This is a genomic window from Sphingomonas sp. 28-62-20, assembly GCF_002281505.1.
This window is the reverse complement of the sequence record NZ_NCGH01000026.1, coordinates 27,412-40,458: the sequence shown is the minus strand read 5'-3', so window position 1 is coordinate 40,458 and position 13,047 is coordinate 27,412. Positions and strand designations below refer to the sequence as shown.

Genomic DNA, 13,047 nt, shown 5'->3' with positions numbered 1-13,047 from the left:
GACTAATACCAACCTGTTGTCCTCAAGGTACCAGCACAACCCGCCCCACGGCCTGCCGGCTCTCGATATAGGCATGCGCTTCCGCTGCTTCCGACAGCGCGAAGCGGCGGTCGATCACCACGTCCAGCTTGCCTGCCGCGACATCCTCGATCAGCCCCTGGATCATGTCATGCACGCGGTCGGTTATGATCTCGGCCCCCAGGAACACGCCGCTTAAGGAGCGGTTGCCGCCCATCAGCGAACCGACATCGACCTTCATCGCCTCCCGCCCCGCCGCGCCGACCATCGACAGCCGCCCGCGATAGGCGAGCGAATCGATCGATCCTTGCAAGGTGGTGCCGCCGACCGAATCGACCACCACGTCCGCGCCCTTGCCGCCGGTAAGCCGCTTTACTTCGGCGGCTACTTCGTCACGCGTGTAGTTGATGCCGTGATCCAGCCCGTACGCCTTCAGCCGATCGAGCCGCTCGTCGCTCGATGCGGTGGCGAGCACCGTCGCGCCTGCTTGCTTCGCCAGCTGGATCGCGGCGATGCCGACGCCGCTCGCGCCCGCCTGGATCAGCGCGACCTCGCCGGCTTTCAAGCCACCGCGCCCGAACAGGCATTCATGCGCCGTCCCGAACGCGACCGGGACGACGGCGGCCTTGGCGGGGTCAAGCCCGGCGGGGATCGGCCAGCAATTGCGCGCAGGGACAGGGCGCAGCTCGGCATGCGATCCGAACGCGTCAACCGTCGCGACGCGCATGCCGACCTTCAAATGGGTGACTTCGGCGCCGACCTCGACGATCTCGCCCGCTGCCTGATAGCCAACGATGTGCGGCGTGGTGACGAGCGGCCCGCGCCAGCGGTTGAGCGTGTCGCCGCCCTCGATGCTGACCGCCTCAACGCGGATGACGACGCCCTTGGGGTGGCAGACGGGGTCAGCGACGTCCTCGTACACCAGCACGCTGGGATCGCCATTGCTGTAATAGACCGCTGCTTTCATTGATCGTCTCCAGTTTTATGATTTTTCGAGGTTGTGGCGAAGTTTGCGGCAGCCGTCACCCCGGGGGGGTGGGCGAACGTTGTCGTGTAGTTCGCCAGGTCCCGTGTGCAGATCAAAATTTGCGCCACGATGGGCGTCGATGATAAGCAAAAAAAGTCGTGCAACCGCTTGTCTTATATGGGGTTCGCCCGTTATCTTTTGATAATTTACTACGGCCAGGGTCCATCACCGCATTCGGCAACAAACGACCGGCAAGGAAATCGCCATGACCGATGACGAATACCGCATCAAACCAACCTACGCCAAAAACTTGGCACTGTTGCTGATCACCGCAGCTACATTTGTCTTCAATTTTTATAACCTCCAAGCGGGCAGGATGCCGTTGTTCATCGTGATCTTTTTCGCTCAGATGGCGGCGATGTACGCCGTGATGAAATTCGGAGAGCCAAAAAGACCGCGTAACGGCGGTCCCCACTAGTCGGCGAGTTCAACGAACATTATCCGCCCATCGCTACCGCCAACTCGACCAAGCTGCCCGCCGACCATTCCCAATCCTGCGCCATATGGTCATCCGGAGCGGTCGCGCCGCCATATTCCATCGGCCGGTGGATATAGGCACATGTCAGGCCACAGCCCCGCGCCGCCGCCAAATCGCTGTGATGCGCCGCCACCAGACACAGCTCGCCTGGTGCAATGCCCAGCAGATCGGCGGTGCGCAGATAGGCCGCTGGCATCGGCTTGAACGCCTGCACGGCTTCCGCCCCCAATATTGCATCGAAGGTCATCCCGCCGCGCCGCGCGACTTCCATCGTCAGCGCGATATTGCCGTTGGAAAGCGTGACGATCGGAAAGAGCGCCCTTAACCGCGCGAGCCCGTCGACGACATCGGGCCAGGGATCGAGCCTGCGCCACGCAAAGGCGAAATCCTGCGCAGCCGCGTCGTCCAGCTTCACATCATGGGCCGCCAGCAGCATATCCAGCGTCTCGCGGTTTAGCACATCGAGCCGCGTAAAGGGCCGCTTGCCGGATCGCACCGCCTCCATCGCGGGTTGATACAGCCCGCGCCAGGCATCGGCGAACCCGGCTGGATCAATGTCGTCGCGCCCTGCGCGCGCAAACACTGCCTGTGCTTCGCGTGCAATGCTCGTCCGCCAATCGACCAGCGTGCCGAACACATCGAACGCCAGCATCTTGACCTTGGCCATGTTCGGCTCTCCAACGGTTTTGGTATGAGGCGCGACGTTGCCAGTTTCGGCGTGTCGGTCAATCGGGGGCGGAATCATGGCGCAAGGATTGCCGAAAAGCGGCTGGTGGATGCTGATCCTTGGATTGGCGCTGGCGATTGGCGGGGCGATGCTGGCCAGCCGCATCCAGACGACCGGCGGCATCGAAGTGCGCGACATCCGTTTCCAGGGCACCGGCGGCAAGACGATGAGCGCACTGCTCTATGTGCCCTCAACCGCGACCGCCACCAGCAAGGCCCCCGGCATCCTTGCCGTCCACGGCTATATCAATTCGCGCGAAACCCAGGATGGCTTTGCGATTGAATTTGCGCGGCGCGGCTATGTCGTGCTCGCGCTTGATCAGACCGGCCATGGCTATAGCGATGGCCCGGCCTTTGCGAACGGCTTTGGCGGGCCGGACGGGCTCGTCCATCTCCGTTCGCTGTCGATGGTCGATCCCAATAATATCGGGCTGGAAGGCCATTCGATGGGCGGCTGGACGGTGCTCGCCGCCGCCGCTGCCTATCCCGATGATTATAAGGCGATTGTGCTGGAGGGATCGTCAACCGGCGCACCCTATGCGCGCGAGGGCAGCCCCAGCTGGCCGCGCAATCTGGGGCTGGTTTATAGCCAGTATGACGAATTTTCGAAGCTGATGTGGGGCGTCGATAAGGCGCGCGACATTGGCGATTCGGCCAAGCTGAAAACAGTATTCGGCACCAGCGAGCGCATCGTCCCACGCAAGCTCTATGGATCAATCGCGAACGGCACCGCGCGCATCCTTGCCACGCCTGCCGTCACCCATCCGGGCGACCATATCTCGCCAGAGGCGATTGCCCGCGCGATCGATTGGTTTTCAGTCACGCTGAAGGGCGGCACGCCGATCCCGTCGGCCAACCAAATCTGGTATTGGAAAGAAGCGGGCACGGCACTGGGCCTGATTGGCTTCGTCATGGTCGTGCTGGCGGTGTTCGATCTGCTGGTGCGGCTGCCCGCCTTTGCCGCGATGCGCGGGCCGGTCGAGCCCGGCGTCGAGGCCCGTGACGGCGGCTGGTGGCGCGCGTTGCTGCTCACCGCTTTCCTGCCCGCGATCACGTTTTTCCCGGTGTTCGTCGCAGTTTTCCTGCTCGTCCAGCCCAACCCGATCCTGCCGCAGACAGTGACCACGCAGATCACGCTTTGGGGGTTGGTCGGCGCAGGGATCAGCTGGCTGATCGGGCGCAAGATGGTCAGCGGTCGGCAATCGGATTGGGGGCAGTCGATCACCGCCGCGCTGCTCAGTGTGGCGGCGGGTTATGCGCTGTTGTTCGCGGTTGATCGCGCTTTCCACACCGATTTCCGGCTCTGGATCATTGCGGTGAAACTGCCCAGCGCCACGCAATTGGCGATTGCCGCTATTTATGTTGTGCCATTGACGATCGGCTTCCTGGCGAGCGTCAAGACGCTGGTCGAGCGGCTGACGGTGCAGGGCGATGGCTGGGTGGCGCAGTATGGCTGGGCAAAGCTCGCGCTGTCGCTTGGCTTTGTGGTGATGCTGCTGCTCGATTACGGCGTGTTCTTCGTCACCGGCCAATTGCCGACCGCGCTCGATCCGCTCAGCACGGTGATCGCGCTGCAATTCCCGGTCGTGCTGGCGACGGTGGCGGTGATCGCGATCTTCACGTGGCGGCGCACCGGCAGCTATCGGCCGGGCGCGCTGATTTCGGGGTTGTTGGTGACGCTCTATGTGGTTGCGGGCACGGCGACGCAGGGATGGTGAGGGACTTGAAAGGGCGATGTCGGCAATTGATCGCGTTTCCCGGCCAGGTCTCAGCCGTAAGTCATTCCTGATGAGCGATGTTTAGGATGTTGTTTTAGCATGTAAAAAGCAAAAATGCTGCGCTAAGTTCCGGTATGCTGCGGCAGTGGGAAAAGCAGGGGGAGGCAGGCAATGACCGTGGTACCGGTAGTGTTCTTGCTGGGCATGGGCGTGGCGATAGGTGCCTATATGGGCTATCGCTATCTGCGCGGGGAGCGCAATTCGCAAACACTGGCGGGGGTGCACCTGCTGCTGGGGGCGGGTGGGCTGGAACTGCTGGTGATGCTGCTGCGCGGCGCACCGAGCGGCGAGACGCTGCCCCGCCATGCCATGGGTTCGACCGTCGCGCTCATCGTCGCGGGTGCGCTGGCCACCGGGCTGTTCGTGCCGATCATCGCCAAATCGCGACCCGGCATTATTGGCGGGTCGCTCGCCGTGCACGCGGCCATTGGCACCATCGGCTTTGCCCTGCTGCTGTTCTGGGCCTGGGGCGCAATCGGCTAGCCGATCAGGACGCCAAGCAACAGCCACCGGCGACCGATTAGGTCGCCTTCATATTGGTCGATACGTTTGAGAAGGTTGTCTTGAGCTTGTTGCCGAGACCCTGCATCGCCGCAATGGCTGCTACGGCGATCAACGCAGCGATCAAGCCGTATTCAATTGCCGTCGCAGCGCGATTGTTACGGATGAACTTGCGAAAAATCATTGGTGCACTCCCTTGCGTTGGCTTCACCTACGCGCGGATGGGTGAAAATGGAGTTAAGCCTCATCGACATGACGCACCTTTTTGGCCGTTAGCCTTGATTTTGGTGATGCGCACGCAAGGGATAGGGGGAATTTCTCGGCACCCGCAAAAAGAACAGGCCGGGGGCGGCATCCCGCTCCGGCCTATCCCCCACCACCGCAAAAGGGTTGCCCCAAATCGGCTGGCAGCAACGATTATGTTCAAAACGGATGTAAATATCTATCTCCATGATACGGTATAGGGGCCGATTGCGCGTCCAATTGCCCAAGTTGCGGTCATTTCACGGTTGTGCGATCCTCGTCCCGCCGCAAAAGGGGATCGTTACAAACCATGCAGCTGAATGAACGATTGCAACGCCGCCTCGCATGGACCGCTTTGGGCGCGGTGTGGCTTTACGCCGGTGCCGTTGGTGTTCAGATCGGGTTGGATATCGGGCATGCTATTTTCGGCTGATCAGGCCAACAAATGTCCTTTATTTTCAGGGATTAATGATTTTTAGTCTGCTTGACTGGCGCACCGTTCTCCCCGCTACGGCAAGATAACCGCGCCGCTGATTGACCTGTCCTAAACCCCATTGAGTGTGGCACAGATGCCATCATGACTCGCTCGATCGCCCTGCCAACGCCCGCACCGATGCGCCCGGTGCGTCCCGTTGCACCCCGCGACGGTGACCTGCAACGTCCGCAACTTCGTTGGAAATCATGACCTTTACACTCCCCGGTTTCGATCTCGACGCCTTCGTCCGCGCCACCTTGGCCGAAGATATGGGGGAGGGTGGGGACATCACCTCCGCTGCCGTTATCCCGGCCGATGCCCGTTTCACGGGGGTGATGGACAGCCGCGATGCGATCATCGTCGCCGGGCTGCCGATCGCCGAGGCGTTTTTCCGCGCGCTTGATCCCGATGTCCGGATTGAGCGGCTGGTTGAGGATGGTGACCGGGTGGCGGCGGGCACCGATTTGCTGCGGATCGAAGGGCTGGCGCGGGCGATGCTGACGGCGGAGCGGTCGGCGCTCAACACCGTCCAGCATCTCTCGGGAATCGCGACGATGACGCGCGGCTATGTCGACAAGATCAGGGGGACGGGGGCAATCCTGCTCGATACGCGCAAAACTATCCCGAGCCTGCGTCGGTTGGAAAAATATGCGACGCTGATGGGCGGCGCGACCAATCACCGCATGGGGTTGTGGGACGCAGCGATGATCAAGGACAATCACGTCGCGGTCGCCGGATCGGTGGGAGAAGCCGTGCGGCGCGCCAAGGTGGCGGGGATCGCGCGCATCATCGTCGAGGTTGACCGCGTCGATCAGATCGAACCGGCGCTGGCGGCGGGGGCGACGCATCTGCTGCTCGATAACATGCCGCCGCCGATCCTGCGCGGCGCAGTGACGCTGATCGGCGGGCGCGTGCCGACTGAAGCATCGGGCGGCGTGCGGCTCGACACGATCCGCGCGATTGCCGAAACCGGCGTGACCTTCATTAGCGTGGGGCGGCTGACGCAATCGGCGCCGGCAGCGGACATCGGACTGGATTTTAACGAAATATCATGAAATAGTTGGGAAATTACCCTGTCAACAAAGGGGTATTTCATGGAACGCCCGGTATCAATCGTCCGATTTGAGCAGTTTTATCTTGGTTCCACCGCTATCACAATTATGAGTGCTGTTGGAAATTACCTCTTTAATCACGCGATCGGGGTAGTGTTTGCACTGCTTGGGTTTGGGTTGGTAGCGTTGATGACCGGATTCAGCATATTGATCGGCCTGTTACTTTGTTACGCAGCCGGTCGGCGCAGAAGTGTAGTTGCAAAATGGCTCATTACGCTGTTTTTCCTGTTGGGTCTGACTGGCGTGGTCAGTGGAACGATTGGACATCGTCTTGCGCTGGTTACGCCGATCCAGTTCGTGGTCACAATCATCAATTATTCTTTGCAGTTGTTTGCCGTAATCTGCCTGTTTAGGAAGGATGCACGGGCATGGTTCTCCAGGGAGACTCGGTAATGCGGCATTTCACGATCATTGTCGCCGCCGTCATGCTGGGCCTGCCCGCCGCAGCCAGCGCCCAGGCCTATAGCTGCGCGGTCCCCGCCGATCTGCCCGTACCGCGCGCCGATGGCCCCAGCGCCAGCCAGCCCCAGCGCGTGCTCCCGATCGGCAGTTATACGCTGGCGATCAGCTGGGCGCCGCAATATTGCCGCAGCAATGCGCGCGATGCCTCTGCTCAGTTTCAGTGTGGCAGGGGCAACCGTTTTGGCTTCACGCTGCACGGGCTATGGCCCGATGGTGAGGGCGAGAAATGGCCGCAATATTGCCGCGCTGCCGATATTCTGCCGCCGGCTGTCATCCGCGAAAATCTCTGTGCGACGCCGTCCGCGCAATTGCTGCAGCATGAATGGGCCAAGCACGGCACCTGCATGAGCGACAGCCCCAAGGCCTATTTTGATCGCGCGACCCGGCTGTTCACTCGGCTGCGCTATCCCGATATGAACGCGCTGTCGCGCCGCCGCCTCACTGCCGGGCAGCTCGCCAGTGCGATTGCCCGCGCCAATCCCGGGATCAGCGCGGAGATGATGCGGATCACCGCCAATCGCCAGGGTTGGCTGGACGAGGTGTGGCTGTGCCTGGATACCCAGACCCGCTATGCGCGCTGCCCGACGCATCAGGGCGGGCTGGCCCCCACCAAGCCGATCAAGATCTGGCGCGGGGTGCGTTAAGGCGCCGGATCAGCCCTGGATGATCGCGGTTGCCGGGTGATGATGATCAAGGAAGCGTTTGATCATTTTCAAATTGCGGGTGTTGGAGCGGAAAAAGAAATCAGGCACCGCGCCGATCCAGGGGATTAGCCCGAGCAGATAATCAAAGCCGATATTGCCAGCCATCCGCGCCATGTGCGTTTTGGTCATGCCCAGATTGCGGGCCTCCCACATCATCCAGCCGCCCATCGCGGCCGCGATCGTTGGCCCGGCGACGGGAATGAAATCAAGGATCACGTCCAGCCCGACCTTGCGATTAATGCCCGGAATGGTGATCAATCCTTCGAGCAACTGCTCCATCGCTTCGATCCGGCGTCGGACCGTGCCGGGATCGCGCCCCAGCGGCAGTTGCGCGGCAATCTTGCGGATCTGTTCGGGGTCGATGCGGGTGGTACGGTTGGCCATGGCCCTCAGCTCTGGTTGGTTTACTGGCTATTGTCGCGCAATGCATTCAACGGATGCCAGGCCCGGCTGTTCCCTTGCCACTGGCGCAGCCGCAACGCGACCAGCGACCAGCGTAGCGGACGCGCGATGACGATGAAAGCGGCATCCTGTTCAACCGCGACATCGGCCTCCGCAATGTTCTGCGCGCGTTCGGCCAGGCTATTGGCATCGCGCGCCTTGATCAGCGCCTCTTGCGCTGCCGGGCCGCACCGCTGGCAGGCCATCGCCAGATACCACCGCGCGCTGTCATAAGGGGCAACCGCATCGACCAGCCGTAGATCGGCTTTTTCGGTCATTGCCACCCGGCGCGGTTCAATACCGATCGATTGGAAAGCCGCACCGATAAAGCCAAACAATATCGTCGATCCCGGCCCTTTGGGCAGGGCGATCCGCAGCGTCAGCGGGGCCGTATGCGTTTCCTTCCAACGCCTTACCCGCGCGCGCGCGCCGCTGCGGCGTTCCTCAGGCGGCAGGTTGACCCAGGCGGGGACCGTTGGGGCGGCGGCGGAATCGAGTTGGTCGGGCAGGATTTGGCTTGCCGCTGCCCAGCCCGGCGCAAACGCCGCGACCAATGCCTCGCGGTCAAGCGCCTGGGCAAGTGCGACCCGGTTCTGGGCGTCAGCAAGGAAACCATCGCGATTGACGATCGCCAGCCCGAACAGTCCAGCCGCTGGATCGAGCTTGAAATTGGCCGGGGCTACAGTGGCGGACGCAATCAATGGCCAGTCGACAAAGGTGCCGCCAGTGACGAGATCCGATTGTCGTTCGATGAAGCGCACGATTGCCCGAGAGGCGCGTTCGCCGATCACCTGCACGGATTGTTCGGGGCCCGATGCCGTGATCTCGTCATCCACCGCGCGTACCGGATCGATCGCCGGATGAAGCAGGACACTGATCTTGCCCCGCGAATTGATCCGAAACGGACCACTGCCGCTATCAAGCCGTTCGTCGATCACCGCGAGTTCCGGCTGGGCAAACAGCTTGAGCAGATCCAGCCTGGGGCGCTTCAGGCGAACTTCAATAACCTGCGGCGTCATTTCGACAATCTCGTCGATGGCGCTCAGATAGGGTCGTAACGCGTTGCGCGATCGGGGTGCAAGCTGACGACGCAGGCGCTGGACGACTTGTGCAGCGGTCACCTTGCTGCCGTCGCGCCATGTTGCTTCGCGCAGGCGGAAAATATAGCTCATGCCGTCGTCGATGACGATCCAGCGCTCGGCCAGCGCCGGGGCGATCTGACCAGCCGCATCAAACCGGACCAGCCCCTGCGCGACCGAATCAAGCAGCAGTCGGCTGGGGCCGCCCAGTTCGGCCCTGCCTGGATCGACCATTGCCGGTGGCGCCCCAATCGCGCTGACGATTACCGGGCCAACATCGCTACGCTGATTGCAGCCGGCCAGCAGTATCACGGCGCAGAAAAGGCGACCGATTTTCGATCCGGTACGCACAGTTAACCGGTGGTGCGGGTTGGCGGCGAGAGTCATGACTCTCCTTTGCCATCGCTTGCGGTCGGACGCCACCGGCCCGATCAAGTCGGTGGTGCGGACGGCGGGACTCGAACCCGCACTCCATAGGAGGGGGATTTTAAGTCCCCTGCGTCTACCGGTTTCGCCACGTCCGCTTGACGGATACGCAAGCCGAATGCCGGCCACAGGTCAAGCAGGGTTACGACTCACGCCTCACAATTGAGACGTGCGCGCATTTCCTTGCCGGGTTTGAAATAGGGAACGCGCTTTGCAGAGACATCGACGACTTCGCCGGTGCGCGGGTTGCGACCGGTGCGTGCGTCACGAGCGCGGGTTGAAAAGGCACCGAAGCCACGCAGCTCAACCCGGCCATCAGCGGCGAGGCGAGCGGAAATTTCGTTGAAGAAGGTAGAGACGATTGCTTCGATTTCGCGCGGGGTGAGGTCAGGATTATCGTCCGTAAGGCGCTGCACAAGCTCCGAGCGTATCATAGCATTCTCCCCAATTTTAAAACACACGCACCGCCGCCCCCGCAGCGATGCGCTCAAGCACCTTGTTATCCTTATGTTATTCAGTTGGCCAGAAACGCGGCGCAACAAAACGTCACAAAATGACGAAAATGGGGACATTGCGCCGGGCAATGTCCCCATTTTGAGTATGTTACTTCTTAGTGTCGCCCGACCTTGCCTTGAGGGCCTCACCCAGGATGTCGCCCAGCGATGCACCCGAATCGGATGAACCATATTGCGCAACGGCCTGCTTCTCTTCGGAGATCTGCATCGCCTTGATCGAGAAGGTCGGCTTCTTTGAACGATCAAAGCCCGTCACCATGGCATCGAACTTCTGCCCGACCTGGAAACGCTCTGGACGTTGCTCATCGCGGTCGCGACCAAGATCGGTGCGCTTGATGAAGCCCGTCGCGCCAGCGTCGCCGGTTTGCACTTCAAGGCCCGCATCGCGGACTTCAAGCACGGTGACGGTGACAATGGCGTTCTTGTTGAGGCGTGCGCCGCCGACTTCGCCGCCTTCGGTCGCTGCACCACCGCCAACGGCGGGGGCACCACGCTCAAGCTGCTTCATGCCAAGCGAGATGCGCTCCTTTTCGGCATCGATGTCGAGCACGATTGCCTGGACGGTCTCACCCTTGCGGTGCAGGTTGAGCGCGTCCTCGCCCGATACGCCCCAGGCGATGTCGGACATGTGGACCATGCCATCGACATCGTTGTCGAGGCCGATGAACAGGCCGAATTCGGTGGCGTTCTTGACTTCGCCTTCGACGGTCGAGCCAACCGGGTGTGCTTCGGCAAAGGCTTCCCACGGATTGCTGATCGCCTGCTTGAGGCCAAGCGAGATGCGGCGCTTTTCCGAATCGACTTCCAGGACGATGACATCGACTTCCTGGCTGGTCGACACGATCTTGCCAGGGTGGACGTTCTTCTTGGTCCAGCTCATTTCGCTGACATGGACCAGGCCTTCGATGCCTGCTTCCAGTTCGACGAACGCGCCATATTCGGTGATGTTGGTCACGCGGCCCGAAAGCTTGGCGCCGATCGGATATTTCTCCATCGCGCCATCCCACGGATCGCTCTCAAGCTGCTTCATGCCGAGCGAGATGCGCTGCGTGTCCTTGTTGATGCGGATGATCTGCACCTTCACGGTATCGCCGATGTTGAGCACTTCGCTCGGATGGCCGACGCGCTTGTAGCTGAGATCGGTCACGTGCAGCAGGCCGTCGATGCCGCCCAGATCAACGAACGCACCATAATCGGTGATGTTCTTGACGACGCCGTCGATGATCTGGCCCTCGGCCAGGCTCAGGATCAGGCCCGAACGCTGTTCAGCGCGGGTTTCTTCCAGGATCGCGCGGCGTGAAACGACGATGTTGCCGCGCTTGCGGTCCATCTTCAGGATCTGGAAGGGCTGCGGAATGTCCATCAGCGGGGTCACGTCACGCACCGGGCGGATATCGACCTGCGAACCGGGCAGGAAGGCAACGGCACCGTTCAGGTCGACGGTGAAGCCACCCTTCACGCGACCAAAGATGACGCCTTCGACGCGCGCGGTCTTGGCGAATTCGGTTTCCAGCGTGTCCCAAGCGGCTTCGCGGCGGGCGCGGTCGCGCGACAGCATTGCTTCGCCGTGGATGTTTTCAACGCGGTCGACATAGACTTCGACTTCGTCGCCAACCTTCAGGTCGGCCTTTTGGCCCGGCATCGCAAATTCGCGCAGTGGCACGCGGCCTTCGCTCTTCAGACCGACATCGATGACGGCAAGGTCATTCTCAATGGCGGTAACGGTGCCCTTTACAACCCGGCCTTCAAAGCCGTCTGCATCGCCAAGGGTTTCTTCAAGAAGGGCGGCGAAATCATCGCGCGTGGGGTTTGCCGAAGAGGCCATAAAATTTCAGTATCCCAAGTTCATTGTCCGGCCAGCCGGTTGTATCCGGCGGTCTTTGGCCATGTTACCGCGGCGGCCGGTTGCCGGTCGCGGCATCCGGGCGCGCGGGGAAGCGGGGAAGGGGCCTAGACGCAAAATGCGAAAAGGGCGCTAGAGGACATGCCTCCGCGCCTTCCACCGCGAGCACCTGCCCGCCGGACGGGCGCGCCTTAGCGCATGGGGGGGCAAGAGGCAAGCGGGCCCATCCGGTTGATGCCCCAAAGGCTTTGCGTGTATCGGGTTCGCATTAGCAGGGGGATTAGGTGATGCGGAATTTGCAATTGGCGGTTGCGGCGATGGCGATGCCCGCGATTGCCGGTGCAGCCCTTGCGCAGGCGGATGTCGACCCGCTGACCCGGCCCATCGCTGCAGAATTTGCCGCGCGCTGGCTCGCGCCGCAGCCGCCCAAGCGCATCTTCGGCAACAGTTACCTGGTCGGCTTTCGCAAGATGAATGTCGCGCTGATCGATACCGGCGCGGGGTTAATCCTGATCGATGGCGCGCTGCCGCAATCGGTATCCTCGGTGGAATCCAATATTCGTGCGCTTGGTTTCAAGGTCAGCGACGTGAAGCTGATCCTCAGCACCGAACCGCATTATGATCATGCGGGCGGCATTGCCGCTCTGGCGCGCGATAGCGGCGCAACGGTGGTCGCCAGCGCCGCCGCAGCCCAGGTGCTGCGCCAGGGCCGAAGCGGCGCCGACGATCCGCAATTCGGCCAGCTCGCCGATCTGCCCGCGATCACCGGCAAGCTGCGGGTCGTCCGCCACGGCGAGGTCATTCGGCTGGGCGCTACCCGCGTGCTGGCACAGGCGACGCCTGGCCATACCGCCGGCAGCATGAGCTGGCGCTGGCAATCCTGTGAAGCCAAGCGCTGTTTGAATATGGTGTTCGCCTCCAGCCTTAATCCGGTGTCGGTTGATGGCTATCGTTTCTCGGACCCGGCCCACCGGTCGATTGTCGCGTCGTTCCGGCAGACGATCAGCAGGGTCGCAGCGATGCCCTGCGATATCCTGTTTACGGCCCATCCCGATAATTCGGGTGGCGACACAAAGTTCGCGCAGTTTGAGCGGCGCGCCGTGCCGAACCCGTTTGTTGATCCCAAGAGCTGCCGAAATCTGAGCGCTGACTATACGAAAATTCTCAACAAGCGGCTGGCGAGCGAGGCGAAGCCAGGGGCGTGAACCGATAGGCTTGG

14 protein-coding genes and 1 tRNA gene are annotated in these 13,047 nt (G+C 61.8%); 7 read left to right on the top strand and 8 right to left on the bottom strand.

The annotated features are described in order from the left end of the window. Positions 1-22: 22 nt before the first annotated feature. Positions 23-985 (bottom strand): zinc-binding alcohol dehydrogenase family protein, encoded by a 963-nt coding sequence (locus B7Y43_RS17070; RefSeq protein ID WP_374132882.1) that lies wholly within the window; start codon positions 983-985, stop codon positions 23-25. Between the two features lie 265 nt (positions 986-1,250). Here B7Y43_RS17070 and B7Y43_RS17065 point away from each other — a divergent pair, with 265 nt between their 5' ends. Further along, the gene (locus tag B7Y43_RS17065; protein WP_374132881.1) at positions 1,251-1,463 is read left to right on the top strand and encodes a hypothetical protein; all 213 of its coding nucleotides are present in this window, start codon (positions 1,251-1,253) and stop codon (positions 1,461-1,463) included. 19 nt (positions 1,464-1,482) lie between these two features. Here B7Y43_RS17065 and B7Y43_RS17060 read toward each other — a convergent pair whose 3' ends face one another. Next, positions 1,483-2,190 (bottom strand): haloacid dehalogenase type II, encoded by a 708-nt coding sequence (locus B7Y43_RS17060; RefSeq protein ID WP_374132880.1) that lies wholly within the window; start codon positions 2,188-2,190, stop codon positions 1,483-1,485. Positions 2,191-2,266: 76 nt separating this feature from the next. Between B7Y43_RS17060 and B7Y43_RS17055 the strand changes: the two genes are divergently transcribed. Beyond that, positions 2,267-3,967, top strand: a complete 1,701-nt coding sequence (locus B7Y43_RS17055; RefSeq protein WP_374132879.1) for a S9 family peptidase — start codon at positions 2,267-2,269, stop codon at positions 3,965-3,967. Between the two features lie 171 nt (positions 3,968-4,138). Next, the gene (locus tag B7Y43_RS17050; protein ID WP_374132878.1) at positions 4,139-4,510 is read left to right on the top strand and encodes a hypothetical protein; all 372 of its coding nucleotides are present in this window, start codon (positions 4,139-4,141) and stop codon (positions 4,508-4,510) included. Positions 4,511-4,547: 37 nt separating this feature from the next. Here B7Y43_RS17050 and B7Y43_RS17045 read toward each other — a convergent pair whose 3' ends face one another. After that, the gene (locus B7Y43_RS17045) at positions 4,548-4,712 is read right to left on the bottom strand and encodes a Flp family type IVb pilin (protein WP_374132877.1); all 165 of its coding nucleotides are present in this window, start codon (positions 4,710-4,712) and stop codon (positions 4,548-4,550) included. A 740-nt stretch (positions 4,713-5,452) separates the two neighbouring features. Here B7Y43_RS17045 and nadC point away from each other — a divergent pair. The 3 genes from nadC to B7Y43_RS17030 are packed head-to-tail and all read left to right on the top strand — an operon-like array spanning position 5,453 to position 7,464. Further along, positions 5,453-6,301: a nicotinate-nucleotide diphosphorylase gene (gene nadC / locus B7Y43_RS17040; RefSeq protein WP_374132876.1), complete on the top strand. Its 849-nt coding sequence runs from the start codon at positions 5,453-5,455 to the stop codon at positions 6,299-6,301. A gap of 39 nt (positions 6,302-6,340) precedes the next feature. Further along, complete coding sequence (locus B7Y43_RS17035; RefSeq protein ID WP_374132875.1) at positions 6,341-6,751, top strand: hypothetical protein; 411 nt, start codon at positions 6,341-6,343, stop codon at positions 6,749-6,751. After that, positions 6,751-7,464 carry a ribonuclease T2 gene (locus tag B7Y43_RS17030; protein ID WP_374132874.1) on the top strand — a complete coding sequence of 238 codons (714 nt, stop codon included), beginning with the start codon at positions 6,751-6,753 and terminating at the stop codon, positions 7,462-7,464. Before B7Y43_RS17035 ends, B7Y43_RS17030 begins: the two co-directional genes overlap by 1 nt. 9 nt (positions 7,465-7,473) lie before the next feature. On the opposite strand, the gene B7Y43_RS17025 is transcribed toward B7Y43_RS17030, so the two are convergent. From B7Y43_RS17025 to rpsA, 5 genes are all read right to left on the bottom strand, one after another. After that, on the bottom strand, positions 7,474-7,908 hold the full coding sequence (locus tag B7Y43_RS17025) for a DUF4112 domain-containing protein (protein ID WP_374132873.1): 435 nt from the start codon (positions 7,906-7,908) through the stop codon (positions 7,474-7,476). Positions 7,909-7,928: 20 nt separating this feature from the next. Continuing rightward, on the bottom strand, positions 7,929-9,431 hold the full coding sequence (locus B7Y43_RS17020) for an ABC transporter substrate-binding protein (RefSeq protein WP_374132872.1): 1,503 nt from the start codon (positions 9,429-9,431) through the stop codon (positions 7,929-7,931). Between the two features lie 53 nt (positions 9,432-9,484). After that, positions 9,485-9,568, bottom strand: a tRNA-Leu gene (locus tag B7Y43_RS17015). Between the two features lie 51 nt (positions 9,569-9,619). After that, positions 9,620-9,904, bottom strand: coding sequence for an HU family DNA-binding protein (locus B7Y43_RS17010; protein ID WP_374132871.1), 285 nt, complete (start codon positions 9,902-9,904; stop codon positions 9,620-9,622). Between the two features lie 169 nt (positions 9,905-10,073). Then, positions 10,074-11,810, bottom strand: a complete 1,737-nt coding sequence (rpsA, locus tag B7Y43_RS17005) for a 30S ribosomal protein S1 (protein WP_374132870.1) — start codon at positions 11,808-11,810, stop codon at positions 10,074-10,076. A 305-nt stretch (positions 11,811-12,115) separates the two neighbouring features. Here rpsA and bla point away from each other — a divergent pair, with 305 nt between their 5' ends. Continuing rightward, positions 12,116-13,033, top strand: a complete 918-nt coding sequence (gene bla, locus B7Y43_RS17000) for a subclass B3 metallo-beta-lactamase (RefSeq protein ID WP_374132930.1) — start codon at positions 12,116-12,118, stop codon at positions 13,031-13,033. Positions 13,034-13,047: the final 14 nt, after the last annotated feature.